The following is a 24,484-nucleotide window of genomic DNA, read 5'->3' on the forward strand; positions in this document are numbered from 1 at the left end:
AAAGCCGGCCCAGGGAGGCATTACTGCTTCCCTGGGCCGGCTTTTTTTGTGGGCCGTGCCGTTAGCGAGCGGTTTGCTCAATCAGCCCGCGTACACGGCGGGCCAGGCTGTCCACTGAAAACGGCTTGGTCAGCACGTGCATGCCATCGTGTGCAGGGCCGTTTTCAAACACGCTGGACTCTGCATAGCCGGTGATGAACAGCACTTTCAAGTCGGGGCGGTTTACCCGCGCTGCGTCGGCCATCTGGCGCCCGTTCATGCCCCCTGGCAGCCCTACATCGGTGATCAGCAGGTCGATCTTTGCAGCAGAGTTGAGAATCTGCAGGCCAGAGCGCCCATCTGCCGCCTCAATGGCGTGGTAGCCCAACTCCTCCAGCACTTCACTTACCATGATTCGCACTGTGGGTTCATCGTCGACAATCAAGACGCTTTCACCCACTTGCGCCCGTGGCAGCGCCGACTGGGGGGCGACGTCGGCCTCCTGTACTTCACCTAAATGACGTGGCAGATAAAGGGTCACTATGCAGCCGCTGCCCGGCTCTGTGTGAATACGTGCCTGGCCACCGGACTGGCGGATGAAACCGTAGATCATCGACAGGCCCAGGCCTGTGCCCATGCCAATGGGCTTGGTGGTAAAGAACGGTTCGAAGGCTTTGGCCGCTACGTCTGGCGCCATGCCGGTGCCGGTATCGGAGACTGCCAATGCCACGTATTCACCCGCCGCCAGGTCAAACGTCTGCGCGCCGCGTTCGTCGATACCACGGTTGCGGCTGCTGATGGTCAATGTGCCACCGTCCGGCATGGCGTCTCGAGCGTTGATGCACAGGTTCAGCAGCGCATTTTCCAGTTGATGAGGGTCAATCAACACACTCCACAGATCAGGGTTCAAATCGCTAATGATGGACACAGAGGGCCCCATGGTGCGGGATATGAGTTCTTCCATGCCTCGGATCAAGCGGTTGACGTGGGTGGCCTTGGGCGCCAGGGTCTGCCGGCGGGAAAAGGCGAGCAGGCGATGGGTGAGGGCGGCAGCCCTTCGAGAGGCGCCCTGGGCGGCGTTGATATAGCGATCCAGGTCCTGAGTGCGCCCCTGCTGGATACGCCCTTGCAGCAATTCGAGGCTGCCGGAAATGCCTGTGAGCAGGTTATTGAAGTCGTGGGCAATACCTCCGGTAAGCTGGCCCACGGCTTCCATTTTCTGGGACTGACGTAGCTGCTCTTCAGAGCGGAGCAGCTCATGGGTGCGTTCGGCTACCAACTGTTCAAGGCGGGCGTTGAGTAGTTGAAGCTGGTGCTCAGCACGGTGGCGCTCGATGGCCGTACGTGTGCGCTCGCCCAGTTCGCGGGTGAACTCGATGTCCTCCTGGCCCCAGCCTCTGGGGTGGCGGCAGGCCGTAAACATCATTGCCACCAACCGTTCGCCCTCCATCAGTGGCACGTTCAGGAACGACCGAACACCCAGTTGGTGAAACCGCTTTTGCCCCGTGATACGGGTATCGGTCTCTACGTCGCTGACGGCGATGACCTCGCCCTTGAGCAGGTCGGCCATATACGTGCCGAGTATGCTGACATTGTGAGCACCCACCAGAGAACTGCGACCATCGCTGGACCAGTCACGCTGCACATCCACTGTGCCAGGTTCTGCTCCTATCAATGAATACCCTGCGCGGTCCGACTCCAGCACATTGCCGAGAATTTCCGCCGCTGTGCCTGCAATGTCGTCCGGGCTGTCCATGGTGCGGAGTCGGTCGCTGAGGTGGAGCAGCCCTTCCCGACGCTGTGCGGCACGCCGCAGCTCGCTGACGTCCTGGAAGATCACCATGAAACGATCGCCTGGAAGGGGGTGCAAGCGGCCTTCATACCACCGCCGCACATCGTTGAGCGGGCGGATGAAGGGGCAGGACTGCCCCGTTTCAGTCACACGCGCCGCGTCGGCGATCCAACCGGGTGCCAGGTTGGGAAACAATTCACGAAGTGTACGTGAACGTACCGTCTCGGCGGGGCGGTCAAGCAATTGGCAGCATGCCGGATTTACGTCCAGGAAATGCCAATCCACAGCTTGACCGCCAGCGTCCCGGACCACTGCAGCCAATGCGAAGGCCTCATCGAAGTGCTCGAACAGCCCGCGCCAATGGCGCTCGCTTTGCTCAAGCGCCTGCTCGGCGAGGCGTCGTTTGGAAATATCACTGAACAGCACCGACACGCGGTGGAGTTCGGGTGCACCGATGCGCGCGGCTTGAACCATGAAGTGCCGCCCCAAAGCGCGCGCTTCGTTTTCAAACTGAACTGGCTCCCCCGTCAAGGCCACCTTGCCATAGGCCTCGAAAAAGTGTGCATCGTGGTCAGGCACCAGGTCACGCATCCATTGGCCTTCAGGGTTGTGAAGGCCAGTGTGCTTTTCAAATGAACGGTTCACGCTGAGGAAGCGGTAGTTATCGGCAACGCCCTGGCTATCGAAATGCACTTCGATGATGCAAAAACCGATTTCGCTGGCATCGAATACGTCGCGCTTAAGGGTGTATAGCTCCGCGCGTAGCGTCGCATTTTCTGCAAGAAGCTGGTCTCGGGTGCCCTGCGCCGCGCGAACGTCCATGTATGCTCAATGACTGCTATGTAAAGGGATCTGCTCCCTGGAGTCGGTAGGGCCACTGTCCAGGCCGACCATTTCGTCGTAGACGGCAGGCTGCACCAAGTACAGAGGCACAGTGTCTGGCACATCTACCAACAACTTGCGTGCTTGATCCACAGACGCAACATGCAGGGTTTCACCTTGGGCATTGAGTACACGCTCCGAGGTGCCTGCCACGGTCGCATGAAGCGTATACGAACCGCCTTCCACAGATACCAGCCTGAGTTCTTCCACCTGGCCTGCTTTCACGTTGCTGGCGACTTCATCAACCTTCATGCTGTTCTCTCCAATATCCAATAGATAGGTACTGTCTATTCGAGAGGGGCACCGCTTACGAGTTCAGTGGCCATCACAGGGGAATCGGCCGCTATTGTGCAGGCAGGGAGACGGAACCGCCAGTACCGGCTGCCGCCACAGGTAGCCTAGGTTGAAAAGCCCCCGCGTCCGGGGGGCTGTAGAGGACGGGTTAGCAGTACCGGTCGATCATGTGAACGCCAGGGGCCATTGCGCGGGTTTGCCAGGCTTGATTAAGCGTTTGGAGCACTTGGCTTACAAACTGGAGGTCGGCGGCAGCCTTTTTGCCAACGTAGCCCAGCCCGCGCCGGTAGGTCCGCAGCCTGGCGCACATGGCCGGCCTTTGTTGCTCGAACTGTGCTTCCTCACCTGCAGGCCCCAGGGCTTCCACATGCACGTTGCCGGCCTTACACACCCACAGAATATGGCTGTCGTTACGGTCCTTGCGTGCGGCCAGTAGTTGAGCCAGTTGGTCAACAGTCGGCTGGTTGTTCAAATTCATCATGAAATTCCTTCTCGACAAGAGGTTTGGACGTACGTCAGCAAAAAATCTGTAGCGACTCTGTTTTTCCACTACAACGTGATTTTTGGCACGCAAAACTGTTGCCGCAGTAAGACGCAGGCAACTACATGCTTTATGGGGTGTGTATGGCTTGCCAGGCCAATGCTATTGGCTTAGCACCGGCAAACGGCTTTATGAGCCATTGCCTAACCACATGCCGGGAGCGTGACCGGCAAACAATCGCTACTGCACAGGTTTTTGGCCTATGAGATGGCTGCATCATGCTCAAGGGTGTCGAGCCCGTCAACCATTATGTAGTGCTAAATTATAGGCACTACATATTGTCCGACAATCTCTGTTCCGTACCCTGAAGGCTGCCACCTGCATAGGCAGGTGCTGTTATTTACGGGATAATAGCCACCCTTAGGGAGGCCACGATGGCACACAAGCTCAAACGCTATGAACACCTCGCCGAACAGATCGCCGACATGATTCGTGCAGGGGTGCTGGCCGTCAATGAACGGGTGCCTTCCGTACGGCAGGCCAGCGAACGCTATGGAGTAAGCCCGGCAACAGTTTTTCGCGCCTACTACCTGCTTGAAGACCGTGGCCTGATCCAGGCACGGGAGCGCTCTGGTTATTATGTGCGCCCGCAGGGGCGGCCGCGCCTGGCAGAAACGCCCCAGCCTCGCCTGCCTTCGGCGGCTACCGATGTCGGCGTCAGCGAACTGGTATTTTCAGTACTAGGCTCCTTGCGTGACCCTGCAACGGTGCCGTTCGGTTCTGCCTTCCCAGGCCCTGGCCTGTTTCCCCTCGGGCGGCTGGCACGGTCCATGGGCCGCGCAGTCCAGCGGTTGTCGCCCCATGGGATCATTGCAGACATGACCGCCGGCAACCCGGACCTGGCCAGGCACATTCTCCAGCGCTATCGGCTCAGTGGAGCAACGCCCGCGGCCTCCGAGCTGGTGATTACCAATGGCGCCATGGAGGCGCTGAACCTGTGCCTGCAAGCTGTCACCCAGCCAGGTGATCTGGTCGCGATCGAATCCCCGGCCTTTTATGCCTCGCTGCAAGTGCTGGAGCGCCTCAAGCTGCGTGCTGTGGAAATTCCCGTACTGCCTGGCGCCGGCATGGACCTGGACGCGCTTGCACATTCACTGGACCACCTGCCCATAAAGGCCTGTTGGCTGATGAGCAATTTCCAGAACCCCATGGGCGCTACGCTCGCAGAGGCTGACAAGGCGCGGTTGTGCGCCCTGCTGGCCCGCCAGCAGGTGCCTCTGATTGAAGACGATGTGTATGCCGAGCTGTATTTCGGCTCCACACCACCACGGCCAGTGAAGAGTTTCGACCGCGAGGGGTGGGTGATGCATTGCAGTTCTTTCTCAAAAAGCCTCGCGCCGGGTTACCGGGTAGGGTGGGCAGCAGCAGGGCGTTTTGCCGACAGTGTTGCCCGGCTAAAGCTGATGACCACGTTGTCCCCGTCAGTACCTGCCCAGGCGGCGATTGCGGACTACCTTCAGCATGGTGGATACGATCGCCACCTGCGCAAGCTACGGCATGCGCTGGAAGACCAGCAGCGCGCCATGCTGGATGCTGCTGCGCGGTATTTCCCCGCGCAAACCCGCGTCACCCAGCCAAACGGCGGGTATTTCCTGTGGTTCGAATTCCCTCGCCAGGTAAACGCCCTTACGCTGTTCCACGAGGCATTCGCCCAAGGCATCAGCCTGGCGCCTGGGCCCATGTTCTCAGCCACCCAGGGCTTTGGCCATTGCATTCGCCTGAACTACGGCAACCCTTGGGACAGCCGCTGCGAGGCGGCGATGGAAGCCCTAGGCAAACTGCTCGCCCAACAGCTGGGGGCGGCGCCGTGAGGGCGTACCTTTTTCTTTCGTTGCCCATGTCACAAAAGCTTACGATTGGCCTGGCGAGTTCATGGCGGCTGTGCCAGCTTACCCCAACGGGGAGGCCGTGCAATGCGCCCCACACCACGCTCGCTCTCATTACAGTAGGGTTAACTTGATGTCTGACCTTGAGCTTGAATCCAACGCTACCCCCGCACGCCAACCCAGTGAAGCTTATAACCTGCTGGATACGTTCCGCCATGCTTACGACCGAGGGGTCGGTACTACTGACGGGCACCCTTCCTATACGGTGGACCAGGCGGGCGCCCAGATCGACCGGTACGGCTATCAGTTCCGTGACAGAGACGGCGATGGCGCTGTGGTGCTGAGCTATAGCTTCACCGAGGTGCGCCCAGCCGATTTCGATAGCAGCCGCGGTGACTTTATCGCCTTCAATGACCAGCAGCGTGCCCAGGCCAAACTGGCGCTGCAGGCCTGGGCCGATGTCGCTAATGTGAAGTTCACCCAGGCCCTGACTGGCGGCGACGGGCACCTTTCCCTGGCCAGCTATTCCACGTCTGCCAGTGAAGCGGCCTACGCCTTTTACCCCAATGGTACAAGCCGGGAAGGGCAGTCCTGGTATTGGGTAAGCGACAGCTATCAAGACAATGCCACTGCTGCGACCAACAACTATGGCGGGCAGACGCTGCTGCACGAAATCGGCCATACCCTAGGGCTGGGCCACCCAGGTGATTACAACGCCTGGGACGGCGTACTTAGCTATGGTGATGATGCACCCTACGCCCAGGACTCACGGGGCTATTCGGTGATGAGCTACTGGGACGAGTTCAACACCCATCAAGACTTCCACAACGCCTACGCCTCCGCGCCACTGATGGATGACATTGCCGCTATCCAGCAGTTGTACGGCGCCAACCTGCAAACCCGGTCCGGTGGCACCGTTTATGGGTTCAACGCCAACAGCAACCGTGCCGAAACCACGGCCACTACCGATCATGACACGCTGATTTTCTCAGTATGGGATACCGGCGGTATCGACACCCTGGATTTCTCTGGCTACAGCATGGACCAGCGTATCAACCTGCAAGCCACCAGCTTCTCGGACGTGGGCGGGTTGGTGGGCAACGTGTCCATCGCTCAGGGTGTGATAATCGAGAAGGCCTTTGGTGGGGCGGGTAATGACTACCTGATCGGAAACGAGGCCGCCAATGAACTCAAAGGCAATGAGGGCAATGACCTGATCGCCGGAGCCGGAGGCGCCGATAAGCTGTGGGGCGGGGCGGGCGCCGATACGTTCGTCTATACGGCGAGGGAGGATTCGGTCAAAGGCGCTTCAGACAGGCTGATGGATTTCACGACTGGAGAGGACCGCATTGACCTGTCTGCCTTGGCAGGAGATGGTGGGCAGGCCATTCACTTCGCCGCGACGCTAGACGGTACAGCTGGCGCCGCGGTGCTTAAAGACACCGGCTACGGCACACGCTTGGCGGTGGACTTCGATGGCGACCACGGTGCCGACTTCGTCATTCGGATATTGGGCGAGGCTCATGTCACCGATGTGGTGGTGTAATAAGCTCAGGGCCTGTGCGTTGGGCGTGGCCTGCTGGGCAATCAGCGCCACGGCCCCGTGCACAGCTAGCAGCTTGGCACCTGTACCCGTGCCAGCGCTGGCAGGCACGTGGCAACTGTTCGAAGCGCACACCCCGCAGCAGCCCTGTACCCTGACGCTGGTAAGCGACGGCAAGGTTAGGGGTACAGGCTGCGAAGCCGTATGGCTAGGTGAGGCCGTAACGACTTGGGCCAGCAAGCCCGACGGTGTTGCGTTTGCCAGCCGGGCTAAACGAACCCTGTTGTTGCTTACCCCGGTGGGTAAGGGCCGCTATGGCGGGAACACCCGGCAGGGTGTCCCGCTATGGCTTGAAAAGACGCCGTAGAAGTGCGCTAGCCGTTGCCTTAACTTAGTTCGCGGGCAAAACGGTCCACCGCATTCACAACCTGCCGTGCCCCCTCCTGAATGTCCACAATCACAGCGCCCGCCTGGTTGGCCAGTGCCAGGCCTTGCTGGGCCTGTTCACTGCTCAGGCTAATGTCGCGCACGGCATCGTCCACCAGTTTTTGGTTCTGCTGCACAACGGTGACAATTTCCTCGGTCGCAGTGCTGGTCCGGCCTGCCAGTTGCCGCACCTCATCAGCGACGACTGCAAAGCCTCGCCCTTGATCGCCTGCACGCGCTGCTTCAATGGCCGCGTTGAGCGCCAACAGGTTGGTTTGTGCAGCAATACTGCCAATGGTTTGCACGATTGTGGTAATGGCGACCGATTGCTTACCGATGGCCTCGATGACGTTGGCGGCCGATTGCATGTCATTGGAAATGCGCTCCATAGTACCCACGGTCTCGCTCACCACAGACGCACCACGCTGAGCGGTCGCATCGGTTTGCTGGGAAATGTCATAGGCCACGGTGGCGGCTTCGCGCACTTCTGCCTCACGGCGCACTTGATCGGTCACTACGCTGGCGAATTTCACGATCTTGCAAAGTTTGTCCTGGGTGTCGTACACCGGGTTGTAGGTCGCTTCCAGCCAGACCTCATTACCCCGGCTGTCCACGCGTCGGAAGCGGCCGGCCATGAACTGCCCTTTGTTCAGCTGTGCCCAGAACGCTTGGTAATCGGGCGAACTGGTTTCTTCGCTCATGCAGAACATACGGTGGTGCTTGCCCCGCAATTGCTCCAGGGTATAGCCCATGGTCTGTAGGAACCGGTCGTTGGCATTGACCACGGTGCCATCTACGTTGAATTCGATTACGGCAGTGGAGCGTAGCAGGGCGTCTATGAAGGCGGCATTTTGTTTGGCGACTTCCAGTTCCTTGCTGACGTCGTAGGCGAAACCCTGAATGTGGGACAAACTGCCGTCCAGGTTGCAAATAGGTTGCCACTGAACCCGTAACCAGGCCAGCGAGCCATCGGCACGTAGATAGCGATAGTCGTCTGACACCGGCTCTCGTTTTTCAACGGCTGTCTGGAATCGACGGTAGCAGGGCAGTTGCTTCACGTAATGGGGGATGATGTCCATCATCGGTCGGCCTTGCAGTTGCTCGGCACGGTAACCGAGACCGCTTAGAAAGCGGTCATTGAACGCCGTAATGTTGAAGTTGGCATCCAGGGTCAGTGCAATCATGCTCGAACGCATGCTCTCCTGAAGCTGGCGTAGCTGATGCAACTCAGCAGCTTGTGCAGTCAGCTGCTGTTTGAGGTGTTTATTGAACATGGCTCGAACTCCTGTGCTTGCCATCGTATCGACACGCACAGGGGTTTCTTTAGGGCTGGATCCACCTCACGTCTGGGCGAAGGTGGCGTCTCGTGTATTCACATACAGGGCGTACACGGAGTGGGAGCTGGTCATGAACAGTCGGTTACCTGCTGTGCCGCCAAAGCACAGGTTGGGGCAGCGTTCAGGCAAGTGAATATGGCCGATGGCCTTGCCCTGAGGGTTGAACACCCGCACCCCATCCAGCATCTCCGGCTTGGCCTCCCGCGCCCCGTTGCTGCCCCAGCCGCACCATAGGTTCCCGTCCTCATCACAGCGCATGCCGTCCAATGCGCCGTACTCCAGCGCCTCGATGTGTTTGCGACGCTCGCCCAGGGTGCCGTCGGCATTGACCGCATATGCCCATATCAGTCGGTTGGGCTTGGCACGCCCCTCGACTACGTACAGTGTGCGCTCGTCTGGCGAAAAGCACAGGCCATTGGGGCCTGCAAAGTTGTCGATCACCCGTGTGACCTTGAGGGTTTGCCCATCGATGCGATACACCGCGTCTGGCAGCTCTGGCGTGATCTTGTGCCCCTCATAGTTGTTGCCGGTCTGGAAGGGCGGGTCGGTGAACCAGATCGAACCATCTCGTTTGACGACGACGTCATTAGGCGAATTGAAGCGCTTGCCCTCGAACTGGTCCGCTAGCACGGTAATACGGCCGTCATACTCCGTGCGAGTAACGCGGCGGCCTTCGGTGGAGGTGGTCGACCCTTCACAGACGATCAACCGGCCCTGCCTGTCTCTGGCCAGGCCATTGGAGAAGTTGGAGTTGTAACGGTACACGCCTAGGGAGTCGCTGATCTCGTCCCACCGCATGATGCGGTTGTTTGGCACATCGCTGAACAGCAGGTAACGACCGTCGCCGGACCATACCGGGCCCTCCGGCCAATGAAGGCCTGTGGCAAGGCGCTCTACACCGGCATTGAACACGCGGTAGTTCATGAAGCTGTCGTCGAGCACTTCGATCAACGGATCGGGGTAGCGTTGGCTGATCGCTTCAGCGGCGGTGCTGGCCCGTGACAAGCCGGCAGCGCCTACTGCAGTGGCGGCGGCCAGCGTGGCGGACTGCTTCAAAAAAGAACGGCGTGAACCTGCCAGCACCGTGCCCAACGGCACGTCGTTTTTACCCATCTTTGTTCTCCAGCTATTGTTTTTAGGGGCTGGCGGCACCTTAGCATGTCAGTCATAGGATGTCTCATAACATGGGGGAATGGGTAATCATCCTGGTGTAAGACCGGCATTTTCGCCGAAACAATTCAAGCCTGACGGAAAGAGGTCGACATAGACGTCATACAACATTCACAACAACCTGCCATGCTTGAGGCCCTCATGTCGTTACGTAACTGGAGCATCGCTCCCCGGGCTGCACTTGGGTTCAGCCTTATTGCGCTGATGGTGGCCCTGCTTGGCGTGTTTTCGCTGACTCGAATGTCGGGTATTCGCGAAAGGGCCGTGGCGATTGAAACCAACTGGGTTCCCAGCCTGCGTATCGTGGACACTATCCGGGAGAACATGCTGCGTGTGCGCACCATTTCGCTGCGGGTGGCACTGGACCCTGACCCTACAAGTATCGACACCTACGTCAGCCAATACGAGGCCCGCAATAAGGCGTTGATGCAGAACATCGCTGACTACGAACGCTATGTGGATACGCCAGAAGAGCGCGCGCTGTATGACCAGTTCAAGGCTGATTTCTCCGCCTACCAACGCGGTATGGCAGACTCCTTTGCATTGGCACGCCGCGGTGACCGCGAGGCATTGAACCAGCTACTGCTAGTCACTATGAAGCCGGTGGTCGATGGCACCGGTGCTCAATTGGCCGCGTTAGGTGACCTCTATGGCAAGGGTATAGAGCGGGAGGGGGAAGCCTCCGCGGTCGAGTACCGTCAGTCTCAATGGGTGGTGGCCTTTGTGATTGCAGCTGCTGCCTTGATCACGGTGGTGTTGGCCTGGTGGCTCACCCGCAGCATCGTTCGGCCACTAAGGCTGGCGGTACAGGCGGCGCAGCAAGTAGCCGAAGGCGACCTTACCGGCCGTATCGATGTAGAGGGGCGCGACGAGGTCAGCCAGTTGCAGGGTTCTCTGGTTCAGATGCAACAACGTTTGCGCGACACACTTGGAGAGATCTCGACCTCCTCGACTCACCTGACCACCGCCGCGCAGGCTTTGAACACTATCACCGAAGACGCAGAGCGAGGCTTGCAGCAGCAGAACAACGAAATCGAACAAGCCGCCACAGCCGTCAATGAAATGAGCGCAGCTGTAGATGAAGTGGCACGCAACGCGGTGTCCACGTCTGAAGCCTCCAAGGCCTCTAACCAGGCGGCGCAGCTGGGTCAGGACCGGGTATCGCACACCATCACAGCTATTGAGGACCTGTCGGGCGATGTAGAGGCTACATCGGGTGTGGTGCAACGCCTGGCGGACCAGTCCCAAGAGATCGGCAAGGTACTGGACGTGATTCGCGCCATTGCTGAACAGACTAACTTGCTGGCGCTTAACGCCGCTATTGAAGCAGCACGTGCGGGTGAGTCGGGGCGCGGCTTTGCCGTGGTGGCCGATGAGGTCCGTGCACTGGCGCATCGGACGCAGAATTCCACACAGGAAATCGAGCAGATGGTGTCTGGCATGCGCCAAGGCGCTAGCCAGGCGTTGGCCTCCATGAACGCCAGTACCACCCGCGCCCAAAGCACTCAGGCGCTGGCTCAGAGCGCAGGCCGCGCATTGGAAGACATCGCTAGCGGGATCGGCCAGATGTATGAACGTAACCTGGTGATTGCCAGTGCTGCTGAGGAGCAGGCCCAGGTGGCAAGGGAAGTGGACCGTAACCTGGTGAACATCCGTGACCTGTCCGTTCAGTCCGCCCAAGGTGCCCATCAGACCAGCGCCTCCAGCCACGAACTGTCCCGGCTGGCCTCGAACCTGAACCAGATGGTGGGGCGGTTCAAGCTGTAAATGTGAGCGCTTCCAGCACTTACGGCCTGGCTCACACCACGTGTAGGCAATGGCTTACATGACGATACGGCAAATCGCTCTCGCCTGGAGGCTCTTGCCCCCTTAATCTACACACATCCAAACGGTGCCACGGATAAGGCGCCGGGTATCACGGAAGATCGACCACAGGCCTTGGAGGCCGCCGACAGGACGTCGGATGGTCTGGAATAAAAACCCGCTTCGGCGGGTTTTTTATTGCCTGGTGATATGATCCGCACCCGCTCAGGCGTTGCCACCATCGCTCGTAACAGGTGCGGCGCTATCATCGCCAGGCGTCTTCTGCGTAGAAAGCAGTCGTGTAGCTTGGCTGCCCAGCAGCGAGCCTGCCTGAAAATACCCCATGACTGTATTAACGCTGCGGTGCTCGGTCATGGCCATGACCTCACCTAACGGCACGCCCTGCCGACTGGCCTCTGTGACAAACCCTGAGCGCAGGCTGTGGGCCGCCCAATCACCTTCCAGGCCGGCCAACTGGGCACGACGGCGAACGATACGCGCCACCTGATCACCTGACAGGCCGGCCGTGCTGACCTTGCCACCCTTAAGCACGCGCCGGAACAGTGGCCCGGATACCGCAGGCGCTGCTGCAAGCCACGCCGCCAAGGCCGAGGCGGCAGGCCCCTGCAAGGGCTTTTCCCGCCGGGTGCCGCCTGTATTGGTTTTGGTGACGCCCAAGGTATAGAGCCACGTATCGGCGTCAAGACGGCGCACGTCGCCTATCTGCAGGCCTACCACTTCAGAACGCCGCCGACCGCCACCGCTCCACGCTAACAGTAGCAAGGCCCTGTCACGCAAGCCGCGTACGCCATCGGTGCAGGTGGCGAGCAGGGCTTGCAAGGGTTCAGCCACCATCGCTGTTTTCTTGCGAACGGCAACGCCCTCGCGCACCTGTGCCTTGCGGGCTTCCCTGAGCAGGGTTTTGAGTGCGGCTGCGTCAGTGGGGCTTTCCCAGCCGTGAAGGCGGTGCCATTTGCCCATCACGGCCAGCCGGTGGCTGACCGTGTTGTAGGCCAGGGGCCCGGGCTTGGTTTTAACCCCCGCAGCGACCAAGGCTGCGTCGACATCCGGCGGTAGGAGATGAGCCCACGCCCCATCGCCTAAAGGGCGCGCGAGGTGATCCAGCACAAACTGCACTGTGACCGCGGCAGGCAGTGGATCGCTTTCAAGGCCGCGACCATACCTGAGCTTTAGCCAAACCGCCCAATAGGCCAGCGCGCTGCGATAGCTGCGCACGGTGTTGGCCGCCGTGCCTGCTGCGATGAAGGCCTGGGCTGCCGCTGAGGCTTCTTGGGCCAATACGTCTGCCATAAGCACAGGGCTAGAAAGCAAAGATGGCTTAAGTGTATTATTCATTACGTTCAACGTATTTTAATTTAATATTTATGTAGTTTAGGTCGGATAACATTCCATTATCAGACCCAATATAGCCTAGGGGGGTTGTTCATGGCGACAGGTGTACCAGAGGAGGAGGTATTTGCTGCGGCAGATGCGGTGTTGAGCCGTGGCCAACGGCCGACAGTGGAGCGGGTACGCCTGGAGCTGGGGAGGGGGAGCCCGGCGCGCGTGGGGGCGCTGCTGGACCAGTGGTGGGAACAGTTGGCCACACGCTTGCGGGGTGAAGCGCGCTTGCCTGAGCTGCCCACTGAAGTGGCTCAGGCATGCCTGGCCCTGTGGCGCCAAGCCACAACGCTGGCTCAGGCGGTGGTAGAGCACTCCCTCTCGGAGCAGCGCCAAGCTTTGGCGCACGCGCGCGAACAGGTCGCTCAGCAGGAAACGCAGGCTCGCCTCGCTGTCGCCCAAGCGCGACAACAAGCCGAAGAAGCCATCACAGCACGCCAAGGCATCGAGACACGGTTGGCGGACCTGACCCAACTGCTGGACCAGCGCCTTGCTCAGATAGACGACTTGCACGAACAGCGGGAGGCGTTGCAAGCCTCGCACGAAGGCCTGCAGGCACAGGTTCACAGCCTGCAAGATCAGCTGCAGCAAGCACAGGCCCAGGCAGAGCAGGCCCGCGTGGCCCAGGAAACCTACGTTCGAGGTGTCGAGGACCGGGCCTATCGGGAAGTTGACCGGGCTCGTGAAGACAACAAGGCGATGCAAGCGGAGCGCAGAGAACTCCAGAAGCAGTTCGAGACCCTTCAACGTCGGCTTGAGCATGCCCGTACCGCGTTGAGCGAGGCCTCGCAACAGGCCGCCTCGGATCAGGCAAGGGCGCAACTCACGGCGGAGCAAGCCCAGCAACAGCGCCAAGCCTTGGAAGCGCAGCTGTCCGTGCTGCAACAGGCACTGGAAGCCGCGCGTGACAGCGCGGTTTCACAGCAAGCCCGCGCAGAAACACTGGCTCAGCAACTCGCGCAACTTCAGGCTGCGCCCTTTCGCAAGCCCCGTGTCAAAAAGAACCCGACCGCCCAATAAAGAAAGCAAGACGTTCGCAACAGTGAAAAAGTCGAGCTAAGCACTCGTGCCACTATGTAATCATAGTGCCCTTAGTGCACTCACCAGAGAGGACCCGGATGGCACGCGTTGGAATCAGCAAGCTGGTCGTGGAAAAGGCACGCAACGCCTTGAAGGCGCGGGGCCTGAACCCCAGCATCGACGCGATCCGCATTGAGCTGGGTAATACAGGCTCCAAGAGTACGATTCACCGCTACCTCAAAGAGCTTGATCAGGCAGAAGGCACCTTGGCCGAGGGCATGGGATCGATCAGTGAAGAACTGACGGCGCTGGTCAACAGCCTCGCCGCCCGGTTGCACGACGAAGCCCAGGCCCGCATCGATTCGGCGGAGGATGCGTTCGACGAACATCGACATCGTTTGCATGCACAGGCCGCGGAGCAGGCCAACAGGGCAGAGGGTCTGCAAACGGCACTGGTTCAGAAAGACGAAGCGTTGGCGTCGGCGCTGGGGCAATTGCAGGCTACCCAGGCCGAGCTGCACGCAAGGCAGGCCGATAATGCTGGGCTAACTCAGGCCTGCAAGGACCTGGAGGCGCGGCTCGCCGACAAACAACAGCACGCAATGGTGCTGGAAGAGAAGCACGCCCAGGCGTTGCAAGCGCTGGAGGCCTACCGTGTGTCTAGCCAAGCACACTTCGCACAGGCCCAGCAGCAGCATGATACTCAGCTTCAAGGCCTTCACACCGAACTGCGCCAGGCCCAGCGCACCACGGTTGAGCAACAGGGTGAACTGACACGCTTGAACCGCGATAATGAGCGCCTGCAGTCTGCATTGGCTCAGGCCGAACAACGCGGCGCGTCCCTGAGCGCGCAGAGCGAGCAACTCCAGGCACAGGTCACGCACCTGTCTACGGCTCATGGCCAGGCCCAAGGGGCGAGGGAGGTGCTGGCCAGCCAGCTCGCGGACGTGCAAGCAGCGTTACGTGCCGCCGAAGATCGCTTGCAGGCGCAGGCACGTGAATTGACCGAGGCCCACGTGAGGCAACACCTGGCCGAGCAGGCACTGCTTGAATCCAAGGCACAGGCCTCGGCCGAGCTTGGCCAGGCCGCGCAAAAAAAAACCACCACCCCAAAGGGTAGTGGTTAAACGTTATCACCAAAGGACGAAGTGGAGACGCGCCGGGCCGGGCTGTTCAAGCGGCGGGGGATGCCTGACAGCCTGCGAGAGCTGTCGGCCCGGCAACATCATTCTTCGAGAAAGACAGTAGCACTGCATACGCGTATTGATGAATCAGAGGTATTGATAGCGATTATCAGCCTGATGCATGGGCTTGCCTTACCCCTGAACCCCGCTACTGTGTCGAGAATGTGTGCGGGCGTTAAACGGTGATACATCGTTCAAAAATGAGCGTGTTTGAGGCTTGGCCCTCTGCAGCCCCTACGCGAACAAGCGCTAACTTTTGAACGAGCGCAACTTACCCGCAACTACTTAGAATTGGTTACAGACCAGAACCATTTCAGAACTATCTGATACTCATAGCGAGGCCAACCCCCTACATTGCTGGCCGGATCAAAGGCAGGCATCCAAACGGGGAAATATTCTCCTGGGTTCCCAAGGCTCAGTCTTCAAGCTAAGCTCTGAAAACGGAGCAGTTCCGAGCCATGCCTTCCGGCAAACTCCCTCGCGGCGCGCCCTCAAGCGTGCCATGAATAGAAACTTTCGAGGCCTGGCTACATGAAAACTTGCCTGTCACATTGTTCGTTCGATTGCAGTTGCCTTAGTGCGCAGCCTGGCCACTTCGTTGATAAAGCAGGTGCTATGTGAGCAAGGAGGCCACACCTATTCGGGTCATGTTGCTCGATGACCATGAACTATTGCTGTTGGGCGTCAGCCATTCGTTGGCCAGGCAACGCGGGATCGAAGTAATCGGCGCTTACACCACTAGCCGGAACCTGCTTGAAGGGTTGCGGCAGATCGAAGCCGATATCGTTATCCTCGACTACTCCCTGGGCCCGGGAGAGGTGGATGGCATCAACCTCATCAAGGTGATTCGAAACCGGTACCCAGCTACCCGCATCATCGTACTGTCGTCCTTGCATACGCCGTCCACCGTTGCCTTGTGCCTGCGTTGCGGTGTGGCGGGTTTTGTAGGGAAGGACCTGAATGCGCGCACGCTGCTGACTGCGATCTTCACAGTGATGGAGGGCGAGCAATACCTGGACGAGGCCATGCGCCAGGCACTGCAGTGCACCACGGTTACCCTCCACCCTCTGCACGCCACGGAGGATGCGGATGAGCCTATTGCGGCGCTGGTGAGCACCGCTAGCCTGACCCACCGCGAGCGCGAAGTGCTGCGCTGCTGCCTGGATGGCCTTTCGGTTACCGACATCGGCCGCAAGTTCTCACGCAGCATAAAGACCATCAGCGCCCAGAAGCAGTCCGCTTACCGAAAGCTGGGGCTGCGGTCGGATAACGAGCTGTTCAAACTGCGCACCCAGCTGGAAGGCCGTTAGCGTGAGCTGGCGTGCGCTCGCCTGCGCCGTTGCCGTGGCGTACGGGGCCATCGCCCAGGCAGGCGTGCTCACTCAAGGGGAGGAGGCATGGGTCCGTGCTCACCCTGTGGTGAGGTATGCCATCGACCCCTACTGGCCCATGGAGTATTACGACAGCAAGGGCAGGCATCAAGGCCTTACCCGCGAGTACATCGACCATATCGAGCGCACCACAGGCCTGGTGTTCGAGGCGGTACCCAGCCAAGACCTGCAGCACAGCCTCCAGAAGATGGAACAAGGTGACTTGCAGGCCGTTTCGGCCGTTTCGGTACGGCTGCTCGATGATGCCGTGCGTCACCGGCTGCTGTTCAGCGACCCTTACTTCGTAGGGGCTTCGGTGATCATTACCAAGGCAGCAAGCCCTATCGCCTACAGCCCTGCCAAGCTCAAAGGGCTGCGGGTGGCTGTGAAGGGCGGCGGTGGCTACGAGCGCTACCTGAGGCGCAACTACCCCAGCATCGAGTTGCTGCTGCTTAACGACCCTGAGGCAACACTGGCAGCGGTGGACGAAGGCCTGGCCGACGCTGCCATCGGGCTGGACCAAGTACTACGGCCGGTAATCAGGCGCAAATATCTCGATCAGTTGCACCTGTCCGGCATCATCGCAGACATGCCTGCCATTGTGGCCATGGGCGTTACACCCTCCGAACCCATGCTTCGCGAGATCATCAATAAAGCGCTGGCCAGCCTAACGTCGCGGGAGACGGACCTGATGGAAGCCCGCTGGATTGCAGGCACAGACTTCGGCGCCCCCTCCTGGCCAAGCGTGTTTCACTATTACCGTTGGGAGTTGTTGGGCCTGACAGCCTGCGTGCTCCTGCTGGCGGCCTTTGCCCGGCAGGCAGTAATGGCCCGGCGTAGCGCCCAGCGTAGTGAAGGGGTCAAGGCGGCGTTCCTGGCCATGATGAGCCATGAAATTCGTACACCTATGAATGCCATTCTGTCCTCTATCGAACTGCTCCAGCGCACGCCCCTTGGGCCGCATCAGGAGCAGTTGGCGGCCATGGCTGGCAATTCGGCCGTGAACCTGCTGGAACTGCTGGACAACGTACTCGACCTTTCGCGGCTGGAGGCCAAGGGCGTGACGCTAGACGCCAGGCCTACGGACCTGTGGGCACTGGCTGAAACGGTTGCACAGGTGCACCGGGCAGGGGCCATGGCCAAAGGGGTCCTGTTGCAGCTGCACTGCGAAGGCCCGCCCCAGCCGGTGGTGCTCATAGATGCCGTGCGCCTGCGGCAGATTCTGAACAACCTGCTGTCCAACGCGGTGAAGTTCACTGCCCAAGGGCAGATTGACCTTTACCTTGACGTGCAGGCTGAGGTGCCGCTTCTCCGGCCATCGACTTTGAGGCTGAAGGTGTGTGATACCGGTGTTGGCATACCGACGGATAAGCAGAACCAATTGTTCCAGCCCTTCGTGCAGGCGGACAGCTCTACCAGTCGCCGCTATGGGGGCAGCGGCTTGGGCCTGGCCATCTGCAGGGACCTGGCAGTACTCATGGGCGGCGACATCAGCCTGGCCAGCGTGCCAGGGCAGGGCACCCAGGTACAGGTGACGCTGCCGGTCGCGCCCGTGGACGCCGTGCCAGCGCCTGGCGAACCTGCACCCGCGCCTGCCCTGAGCACGCTGCCGACACCGGATGCCCCCACAGTGCTGCTAGTGGAGGACCACCCTGTGAACCAACAGGCCATAGGGCTGCAACTTGAAGCATTGGGCTATCGCTACCAACTGGCTGAAGATGGGCCGGCGGCCCTCGCTGCGCTCACACTGCCTCATACCTTCGCAGCCGTGTTGCTCGATTGCCAGCTGCCTGGCATGGATGGCTATGACGTTGCTAGGCATATCCGAGCCTTGGAGGCCCGGAACAACCGTGAGCGCCTACCGCTACTGGCCATTTCTGCCGCCAATGACGACCTCCACCGTAGCCGCGTGTTCGACAGCGATATGGATGGGAGCCTGAGCAAACCCCTGAAACTGGCGGAATTACAAGCCTTGTTAGCGTTATGGGTGTCGCCGCCAGGCGTGCCGGGCAAACAGGAGCCGCCACAGGCCTTGCGCGCGTTGTTCCTGGACAGCACCCAGGCGGATCTGCTCGAACTCGAAGCAGCCATGGGCGAGGGTGATCGGCTGCGGGCTGCCCAGCGCGCCCACCGCATTCGTGGCGCCGCGCTGATGGTAGGGGCCTCTGAGCTGGCGGTATTGGCTGGCGAATGGGAAGACGCAGCACCGGACACCCCCCCGACGCCTGCGGACCTTGCCAGGCTGCGAGAGGCGTTGACGCGCTACGCCAACGCCTGACCTGTTGGCCTATAGTTTGAAGCGCATCACCGTACCGTTCAGGTCCACCGCCAGGCGGGACAAGTCATTCCCGGCCGCCGCCGTCTGTTCGGCGCCGGCGGCCGTCTGAGCGGACAGGTCCCGAATACTCACCAAGCTGCGATCCACTTCCCTGGCCACTTGAGCCTGCTCTTCTGTCGCCGAGGCAATGTTGAGGTTACGGGCGTTGATCTGGGCAATGGCGGAGGTGATGTCCTCCAGCGCAGCGCCCGCAGCCTGAGCCACTTCAACGCTGACGCGGGCGCGTTCACTGCTTTCGGCCATGGAGCTGACGGCCTTGTCAGTACCGGCCTGAATCGCCACCACCATGTCTTCGATCTGCGCCGTGGATTGCTGGGTACGGTGGGCCAACGCACGTACTTCATCGGCCACAACCGCAAAGCCTCGGCCAGCTTCTCCGGCGCGTGCGGCTTCGATGGCCGCGTTCAGGGCCAGCAGGTTGGTCTGGTCGGCTACCCCGCGGATCACTTCCAGCACGCCACCAATGCTGCGTACCTGGTCGGCCAACGAGTCCAGTTCGCCCGCCGCCCGGTCCACAGACCCTTGCAGGTCGTTGATGGAGGTAACGGTCTGTTCCACTTGGGCATGGCCCTGTTCAGCCGCTGTGCTGGACGTACGCGCGGCTTCAGACGCAAGCACAGCGTTATTGGCCACCTCATCCACGGCTGCCGACATCTGGTTCATGGCGGTCGCCGACTGGGCAATTTCATCGTTCTGGCGCTGTATGCCACGCAGGGCATCGTCCGTCACTGCGGCCATTTCCTCGGAGGTGGAGGCCAACTGGTTGGAGGAATCGCTCAGCTCGGTCAAGGTACGGCGCAGGTTAGCCTGCATCTGGCCCAGCGCTGCCAGCAGGCGACCGGGTTCGTCTGTACCGTCAGGTGCCACGGCCTGGCTGAAGTCGTTATTAGCGATACGCTCAGCAACGCCCAAGGCACGGCCAATAGGCGCCACCAGGCTACGCGTGAACAGCACGGCCAGGGCAATGGTTGCCGCCAGTGCAAGAAGCACCACAATGATCGTCACATCCTTGGCTTGCTCATAGGCGGCTGTGGCATTGCCGTCTTCGCGTTTGACCTTGCCATCGATCAGCTCATTAAGCTTTTGAATCAGCCCCTGCACCTTGTCGGCGGCCTGTGTCATGTCCCCCGTGCTGTTGGTGAGCGCCAGGATGGTGCTTTCGTCCCCGGCACGCACGGCGGCCAGGTAACGGTCGTGGACGTCCAAGTAGGCCTTCACCGCCCCACGCAGGCTGGCATAGGTGGCCTTGCCCTGCTCGCTGACCAGAAGGGGGTTGAGCAGGTCCAGGCTGTTGCTCAGGTCATTACGTGCCTTCTGCACACGGTCTTCGGCGGTGGCGGCGCTGGCGCTGTCCTTGGCCATGCGCAGGCTGCCGTTGTACAGGCGGATGGCGATCAGGTCGTTCCGAGCCTGGTCAATGGCCTGAACGCTGGGCAGCACATTGGTCTGAAGGACCTTTTGCGAGGCCCTGATGGCCGACACCTGCCCGAGGGAAAACAGGCCAAAGCCCAGGATCAGCACAGCAAAAAAACCAAAGCACAATAGCGACCGCTGGGCGATACGAACTTTACGTAAGAACATGGAAACCCCCGACAATAGATGATTTATTATCGGCAGAACCGCTTAATCTTTAGGGTAGCGCTACGCCAGCTGGCTACAACCGGTTATGGCGTGGGTTTATCTACCTGCGAAGCCAGGTAAGCCACCAGGTCGCTGAGCTTCTGATCGCTGCCGATCCACCAGAAATTCATGCGGGTGCCAGGCACCACCGCCTTGGCGTCGTCGATGTAGGCTTTGAGTTTCTCCTCGTCCCACACAATGCCTGAAGCCCGCATGGCGTCCGAATACTGGTAGCCGGGCGCGCCACCGGCCTGGCGGCCCACTACGCCCGTCAGTTGAGGGCCAAAGGCCGGCTGCGCGCCGGGGCCGATGGCATGGCAGCCACTGCAGCGGGATTTGAAAATGGCTTCGCCACTCTCCACATCGCCTTGGGCAAAGGCCAGCGGAGCAATGGCCAGGAGAAGGGCAGCGGCCAGGTAACGGTGAGCATAAAAGGGCATTGCAGGGTCCACGACGTGATACGGTCGATAGCACAAGGGGTGCGCGATACAGTGCCATAAATAGAGCCGATACGCTCGCAAGGCAAGCCACCTGCCTCGCGGCGTCTTGTCGCAGCCTGGCCGCAGGGGGCTATGCTTTCTCTCAGGCCCTGGCGCCGCCAGGGTTGTCACGCACAATAAGGCATATTGTTTATGATGGGTTTTCGTTTTACCAAAGGCTCCACTACCTTGGCCCTGCTGTATGCCATAGCAGGGTGTAGCCATGACACGGTGTCCAACGTAACGGCACCGGGCGCGCAGAAGGCGCCCGACACACGTGCACTGGATGCGGGGGCAGCGCTGCTGCAAAGTCGCCCGCCGATCGATGCGCTGAACGCCTACCTGGACGGCTTTCACTTCTACAACGGCCACCCCGGTGCCCAGATGGAAGCGCACCACTATTGCGCCATCCTCAATGAGGAGGTGATCCAGTGCGTGATCTACGACGGCAACCAGAAAGACGCCAAGCTGATGGGCGTGGAATACATCATCAGCGCTCAGCTGTATGCCAACCTGCCAGCAGCCGAGAAGCCGCTATGGCACAGCCATGTGCATGAGGTGAAATCTGGTCAGTTGGTTGCACCAGGCCTGCCTGCACCGGCCGAACATGCCTTGATGGATAAGCTGGTGAATACCTACGGGAAGACCTGGCATACCTGGCACACCGACCTGGACAAGACGCTGCCACTGGGAGTGCCTCAGCTGATGATGGGCTTTACGGCCGACGGGCAAGTGGACCCTGCACTGGTGGCCCAGCGGGATCACCGCCTGGGTATAGACAGCAACCGTTTAAAGGCTGACCGTGCCGACATCCCTGCGCCACCGGTAAACCCGGCAGCCGATGCCTGGCAGCAGGGGAAGGTTATCCAACTGACCGACCCTACGGGCCAGCAACAGGGCGCCATGCATCATGGCCCGGTGGGAGCACCGATACCAGCGGCGCAAAATGCCCATACCATTAAGCCCTGATACAAGATCTTAGCTGCCTTCGCTTTCGTGCGGCCCGACCTACGCAGCTCGACCTACGCGGCTCGACCTGTTCGTAGTGTGATAAAGGCTGTATTGCTCCGCTTGGGCACTGGCGGTGACGCCTGTGTAGCAGAGCAGGCCTCGCCTATCGAGTTGCCATATTGATCATTTGCCCTGCCAACGCAAGCGTCAAAAAGCCCATCAGCATGGCGGGAACATCTTTTTTCAAGAATGTTTCTTGTGATTTATCCAGAGTGCTCCGCAAGACCTGTGATTGTTCCTTAGCCAAGTTGATTTTGTCTAGCATCGCTTCCAGGCTATCTGCAGGATTATCTAAATTCCACTGGGGTAAATCCTGAAGATTAGTATTTCGGCTGTTTTTGATTTGATCGATAATTCCTGTATCGCGATGCATATCCCCAAATAGCTTCATATGTATTGCAAGCGCAATCACCTCGCGAGCCAGGCCAAGCAAGGTATTAGTTTCGCGCCCGGCTGAATGTTGCAACATAAGCCTGCCCGCAGAGTAGATATTATTGGCTACGGCCAGGAGAAGCATGTACTTGTAGCCATTGACCGCCGCTCCGGCAACGTCTCTGATTCCAAGCTCAGCGCTCGGTTTGTGTATACCGCTCAATGCGGCAACCTGATGGTTCAGATGATCGAGTTGGCTCTGAAGCTCTGTTATCGTCAGCATTCTAAGGGCTGCGGTGCCTCCCGTAGTACAAGGCAGCAGGGGCGTAGAAAACCCCTGAGCTTTTGCAAGCTCTTCTACCGCACGAGGTACAACGTAATGCTCTTTTTCAGCCAGCTGCTGTAGCGTTTTTATATGATCAGGCAGTTGGTTTATGAATCGCCCGGGATCAGCTGAATTCTGCACGTCCAGCATGGAATTGATCACCTCCTGGCTGCCCTGCTGAACGGGGCTTAGTGGTGGGCTTTCAGCCGATGCACGGCTAGTAAATTCTGCCCCTTGCATGGGCCGTGTTGAGAGAGAGAGTTGCGGTAAAGGCATTTGCGCACCTGTATTATGTACAGTATTTGAAGGATAATTTGGCAAAAACACGCCGAACCCGGTGTGTGGTTGAAAAGTTCTCTTGGTTCCAGAATAAAAATTAGATGCGCAGACACGTGATGACCCTAAGCATCATGAATTAACCAAAGGCCACCCTGCCTCAACCCGGCCTGCGGCAGGATGGCAGAGAGCGCTCTAGAAGCGTGCCAGACGGTAAGGCACTGTGTCGGGCAGTTGAGCAGAAGGAGCGTTGGCTGTAGCTAGCTGGGCGATCAACTCAGCCGTGATCGCCGCCTGGGTGAGCCCCAGGTGTTGGTGCCCGAACGCTAGCAATACCCGGCCATTTTCCACTTGGTCTATAACGGGCAGAGAGTCTGGCAGTGAGGGGCGACAGCCCATCCAGGGTGTGGCCCCTTCAGTGCTGAGTGCCTTTTTGAACATCCCTTGGCTCAAGCGGTGCAACTGCCAGGCACGGGCCATGCGGGCGGGTTGCTTGAGGCCGGCGAACTCGACCGTGCCTGCCAGGCGCAACCCCTTGTCCATAGGCGTCATGATGAAGCGCCTTTCAAACGAGGTAACGGCGAAGGGTAGCCGTTCCTGTTCGCCGGGCAGCATGAGGTGGTAACCCCGTTCCGTATCCAGTGGCACGCGAATGCCTGTCAGGGCCTTCACAAGGGGGGCCGAATGGGCCCCACAGGCGATCAGTACCCGGCGTGCATGCATGCTACCGGCGCCAACCCTGAAGGTAATACCTGTGGCGGTCAACGCGCCGCCCAGCACCTCGCATTGCCGGAATTGAACGCCCACCGCGCGCGCTGCAGCCGCCAGGCCGCACACCACGGCATACGGGTCGAGCATGTGAGCCGTTGCTGGGAAGAACAACCCGCCTTGCAGATGTTCACTTAGCTGGGGTGCCGACAACCGAATCGCTTCGCGGCCCCAAGGCTCTACAGGCACGCCTTGCTCCTGAAACCGGGATGACAGCGCCTGCACAAGGCCGTGGGATTCGGGCCGCTCGTAGACCAGCAGCGAGCCGTCCTCTTTAAGCAACGGCAACTGCCCAATCGGCCCCAACATGCGCTGCCAGGCCGCCAGGCTGTGTTCGTTCAGCGCTCGCAGGCCGGCCACTGTACGGGCGAAGGGCGCCGGGCGCAGGTTCAGGAGCAGACGCAGAAACCAGGGCAGGGCACGTGGGAGATGGCGCACATCCAGCCGTAGTGGCCCCAGTGGGTCCAACAGCATGGCAGGAAGGCGCTTGACGATAGACATGTCTGCAATAGGGAACACTTGCTCGGTGGCCAGGTGGCCTGCGTTCCCGAAGGAAGCCCCAAGCCCCGGGGCCTGCTTGTCCAGTACGGTGACGCGCAGGCCTTGGCGAGCCAGTTGCAGCGCACAGGCCACACCAATGATCCCGGCGCCCACTACGGCCACGTCGATGCCTGGTGCACCCTCGCAGCCCTTTGCACCCATCGCAGCATCTGTCGTCATGGCAACT

At 60.0% G+C, this 24,484-nt stretch carries 19 protein-coding genes and 2 pseudogenes; 10 read left to right on the top strand and 11 right to left on the bottom strand.

Annotated features, from left to right (window positions below; translation table 11 throughout):
- Positions 1 to 61: 61 nt before the first annotated feature.
- The 3 genes from ACSAMW_RS02940 to ACSAMW_RS02950 all read right to left on the bottom strand — a co-directional run bounded on the left by ACSAMW_RS02940 (position 62) and on the right by ACSAMW_RS02950 (position 3,425).
- On the bottom strand, positions 62 to 2,593 hold the full coding sequence (locus ACSAMW_RS02940) for a response regulator (protein ID WP_500592586.1): 2,532 nt from the start codon (positions 2,591 to 2,593) through the stop codon (positions 62 to 64).
- A gap of 6 nt (positions 2,594 to 2,599) precedes the next feature.
- Entirely contained in the window at positions 2,600 to 2,905 is a 306-nt protein-coding gene (locus tag ACSAMW_RS02945; protein ID WP_500592587.1) for a DUF6482 family protein, read from the bottom strand.
- A 190-nt stretch (positions 2,906 to 3,095) separates the two neighbouring features.
- The gene (locus tag ACSAMW_RS02950) at positions 3,096 to 3,425 is read right to left on the bottom strand and encodes a hypothetical protein (protein WP_500593956.1); all 330 of its coding nucleotides are present in this window, start codon (positions 3,423 to 3,425) and stop codon (positions 3,096 to 3,098) included.
- 437 nt (positions 3,426 to 3,862) lie between these two features.
- Between ACSAMW_RS02950 and ACSAMW_RS02955 the strand changes: the two genes are divergently transcribed.
- The 3 genes from ACSAMW_RS02955 to ACSAMW_RS02965 all read left to right on the top strand — a co-directional run bounded on the left by ACSAMW_RS02955 (position 3,863) and on the right by ACSAMW_RS02965 (position 7,224).
- The gene (locus ACSAMW_RS02955; protein ID WP_500592588.1) at positions 3,863 to 5,299 is read left to right on the top strand and encodes an aminotransferase-like domain-containing protein; all 1,437 of its coding nucleotides are present in this window, start codon (positions 3,863 to 3,865) and stop codon (positions 5,297 to 5,299) included.
- A 148-nt stretch (positions 5,300 to 5,447) separates the two neighbouring features.
- Positions 5,448 to 6,860: a serralysin family metalloprotease gene (locus ACSAMW_RS02960; RefSeq protein ID WP_500592589.1), complete on the top strand. Its 1,413-nt coding sequence runs from the start codon at positions 5,448 to 5,450 to the stop codon at positions 6,858 to 6,860.
- A 73-nt stretch (positions 6,861 to 6,933) separates the two neighbouring features.
- The gene (locus ACSAMW_RS02965) at positions 6,934 to 7,224 is read left to right on the top strand and encodes an AprI/Inh family metalloprotease inhibitor (protein ID WP_500592590.1); all 291 of its coding nucleotides are present in this window, start codon (positions 6,934 to 6,936) and stop codon (positions 7,222 to 7,224) included.
- Between the two features lie 19 nt (positions 7,225 to 7,243).
- Here the strand turns inward: ACSAMW_RS02965 and ACSAMW_RS02970 are convergent, their stop codons facing one another.
- The 3 genes and pseudogenes from ACSAMW_RS02970 to ACSAMW_RS02980 form a co-directional block, all read right to left on the bottom strand.
- Positions 7,244 to 7,798, bottom strand: a complete 555-nt coding sequence (locus ACSAMW_RS02970; RefSeq protein ID WP_500593957.1) for a methyl-accepting chemotaxis protein — start codon at positions 7,796 to 7,798, stop codon at positions 7,244 to 7,246.
- Positions 7,781 to 8,581, bottom strand: a pseudogene (locus tag ACSAMW_RS02975) (PAS domain-containing protein); the annotation flags it as partial. The gene ACSAMW_RS02970 and the pseudogene ACSAMW_RS02975, both read right to left, overlap by 18 nt.
- 42 nt (positions 8,582 to 8,623) lie before the next feature.
- On the bottom strand, positions 8,624 to 9,733 hold the full coding sequence (locus ACSAMW_RS02980) for an SMP-30/gluconolactonase/LRE family protein (protein WP_500592591.1): 1,110 nt from the start codon (positions 9,731 to 9,733) through the stop codon (positions 8,624 to 8,626).
- 198 nt (positions 9,734 to 9,931) lie between these two features.
- Between ACSAMW_RS02980 and ACSAMW_RS02985 the strand changes: the two are divergent.
- Positions 9,932 to 10,702: pseudogene (locus ACSAMW_RS02985) on the top strand (MCP four helix bundle domain-containing protein); the annotation flags it as partial.
- The gene (locus ACSAMW_RS02990; RefSeq protein WP_500593958.1) at positions 10,694 to 11,557 is read left to right on the top strand and encodes a methyl-accepting chemotaxis protein; all 864 of its coding nucleotides are present in this window, start codon (positions 10,694 to 10,696) and stop codon (positions 11,555 to 11,557) included. The pseudogene ACSAMW_RS02985 and the gene ACSAMW_RS02990, both read left to right, overlap by 9 nt.
- Positions 11,558 to 11,818: 261 nt before the next feature.
- Here the strand turns inward: ACSAMW_RS02990 and ACSAMW_RS02995 are convergent, their stop codons facing one another.
- Positions 11,819 to 12,904, bottom strand: a complete 1,086-nt coding sequence (locus tag ACSAMW_RS02995) for a tyrosine-type recombinase/integrase (RefSeq protein WP_500592592.1) — start codon at positions 12,902 to 12,904, stop codon at positions 11,819 to 11,821.
- A gap of 135 nt (positions 12,905 to 13,039) precedes the next feature.
- On the opposite strand from ACSAMW_RS02995, the gene ACSAMW_RS03000 reads away from it, so the two are divergent.
- The 4 genes from ACSAMW_RS03000 to ACSAMW_RS03015 all read left to right on the top strand — a co-directional run bounded on the left by ACSAMW_RS03000 (position 13,040) and on the right by ACSAMW_RS03015 (position 18,846).
- The gene (locus tag ACSAMW_RS03000) at positions 13,040 to 14,014 is read left to right on the top strand and encodes a DNA-binding protein (RefSeq protein ID WP_500592593.1); all 975 of its coding nucleotides are present in this window, start codon (positions 13,040 to 13,042) and stop codon (positions 14,012 to 14,014) included.
- 98 nt (positions 14,015 to 14,112) lie between these two features.
- A complete protein-coding gene (locus ACSAMW_RS03005; protein WP_500592594.1) occupies positions 14,113 to 15,141 on the top strand; it encodes a DNA-binding protein in 1,029 nt (342 codons plus the stop codon).
- Positions 15,142 to 15,815: 674 nt separating this feature from the next.
- Positions 15,816 to 16,508, top strand: coding sequence for a response regulator (locus ACSAMW_RS03010; RefSeq protein WP_500592595.1), 693 nt, complete (start codon positions 15,816 to 15,818; stop codon positions 16,506 to 16,508).
- A gap of 1 nt (position 16,509) precedes the next feature.
- Positions 16,510 to 18,846 (top strand): ATP-binding protein, encoded by a 2,337-nt coding sequence (locus ACSAMW_RS03015; protein ID WP_500592596.1) that lies wholly within the window; start codon positions 16,510 to 16,512, stop codon positions 18,844 to 18,846.
- Positions 18,847 to 18,855: 9 nt separating this feature from the next.
- Here ACSAMW_RS03015 and ACSAMW_RS03020 read toward each other — a convergent pair whose 3' ends face one another.
- Together ACSAMW_RS03020 and ACSAMW_RS03025 are read right to left on the bottom strand one after the other, a co-directional pair.
- Positions 18,856 to 20,487 (bottom strand): methyl-accepting chemotaxis protein, encoded by a 1,632-nt coding sequence (locus ACSAMW_RS03020; RefSeq protein WP_500592597.1) that lies wholly within the window; start codon positions 20,485 to 20,487, stop codon positions 18,856 to 18,858.
- 83 nt (positions 20,488 to 20,570) lie between these two features.
- Entirely contained in the window at positions 20,571 to 20,966 is a 396-nt protein-coding gene (locus ACSAMW_RS03025; protein WP_500592598.1) for a c-type cytochrome, read from the bottom strand.
- Positions 20,967 to 21,158: 192 nt separating this feature from the next.
- Here ACSAMW_RS03025 and ACSAMW_RS03030 point away from each other — a divergent pair, with 192 nt between their 5' ends.
- Positions 21,159 to 21,974 (top strand): OBAP family protein, encoded by an 816-nt coding sequence (locus ACSAMW_RS03030; RefSeq protein WP_500592599.1) that lies wholly within the window; start codon positions 21,159 to 21,161, stop codon positions 21,972 to 21,974.
- Positions 21,975 to 22,119: 145 nt separating this feature from the next.
- Here ACSAMW_RS03030 and ACSAMW_RS03035 read toward each other — a convergent pair whose 3' ends face one another.
- Positions 22,120 to 22,989 carry a hypothetical protein gene (locus tag ACSAMW_RS03035; RefSeq protein WP_500592600.1) on the bottom strand — a complete coding sequence of 290 codons (870 nt, stop codon included), beginning with the start codon at positions 22,987 to 22,989 and terminating at the stop codon, positions 22,120 to 22,122.
- Between the two features lie 195 nt (positions 22,990 to 23,184).
- Entirely contained in the window at positions 23,185 to 24,477 is a 1,293-nt protein-coding gene (locus tag ACSAMW_RS03040; protein WP_500592601.1) for an NAD(P)/FAD-dependent oxidoreductase, read from the bottom strand.
- Positions 24,478 to 24,484 lie beyond the last annotated feature (7 nt).

This window comes from Pseudomonas sp. AB39(2026) (assembly GCF_059831485.1).

Excerpts from the sequence above, each read along its gene's own strand:
- ACSAMW_RS02940 (WP_500592586.1), bottom strand. The coding sequence starts at position 2,593 with ATGGACGTTCGCGCGGCGCAGGGCACCCGAGACCAGCTTCTTGCAGAA.
- ACSAMW_RS02945 (WP_500592587.1), bottom strand. The coding sequence starts at position 2,905 with ATGAAGGTTGATGAAGTCGCCAGCAACGTGAAAGCAGGCCAGGTGGAA.
- ACSAMW_RS02950 (WP_500593956.1), bottom strand. The coding sequence starts at position 3,425 with ATGAATTTGAACAACCAGCCGACTGTTGACCAACTGGCTCAACTACTG.
- ACSAMW_RS02955 (WP_500592588.1), top strand. The coding sequence starts at position 3,863 with ATGGCACACAAGCTCAAACGCTATGAACACCTCGCCGAACAGATCGCC.
- ACSAMW_RS02960 (WP_500592589.1), top strand. The coding sequence starts at position 5,448 with ATGTCTGACCTTGAGCTTGAATCCAACGCTACCCCCGCACGCCAACCC.
- ACSAMW_RS02980 (WP_500592591.1), bottom strand. The coding sequence starts at position 9,733 with ATGGGTAAAAACGACGTGCCGTTGGGCACGGTGCTGGCAGGTTCACGC.
- ACSAMW_RS02990 (WP_500593958.1), top strand. The coding sequence starts at position 10,694 with ATGCAACAACGTTTGCGCGACACACTTGGAGAGATCTCGACCTCCTCG.
- ACSAMW_RS02995 (WP_500592592.1), bottom strand. The coding sequence starts at position 12,904 with ATGGCAGACGTATTGGCCCAAGAAGCCTCAGCGGCAGCCCAGGCCTTC.
- ACSAMW_RS03000 (WP_500592593.1), top strand. The coding sequence starts at position 13,040 with ATGGCGACAGGTGTACCAGAGGAGGAGGTATTTGCTGCGGCAGATGCG.
- ACSAMW_RS03005 (WP_500592594.1), top strand. The coding sequence starts at position 14,113 with ATGGCACGCGTTGGAATCAGCAAGCTGGTCGTGGAAAAGGCACGCAAC.
- ACSAMW_RS03020 (WP_500592597.1), bottom strand. The coding sequence starts at position 20,487 with ATGTTCTTACGTAAAGTTCGTATCGCCCAGCGGTCGCTATTGTGCTTT.
- ACSAMW_RS03025 (WP_500592598.1), bottom strand. The coding sequence starts at position 20,966 with ATGCCCTTTTATGCTCACCGTTACCTGGCCGCTGCCCTTCTCCTGGCC.
- ACSAMW_RS03030 (WP_500592599.1), top strand. The coding sequence starts at position 21,159 with ATGATGGGTTTTCGTTTTACCAAAGGCTCCACTACCTTGGCCCTGCTG.
- ACSAMW_RS03035 (WP_500592600.1), bottom strand. The coding sequence starts at position 22,989 with ATGCCTTTACCGCAACTCTCTCTCTCAACACGGCCCATGCAAGGGGCA.
- ACSAMW_RS03040 (WP_500592601.1), bottom strand. The coding sequence starts at position 24,477 with ATGACGACAGATGCTGCGATGGGTGCAAAGGGCTGCGAGGGTGCACCA.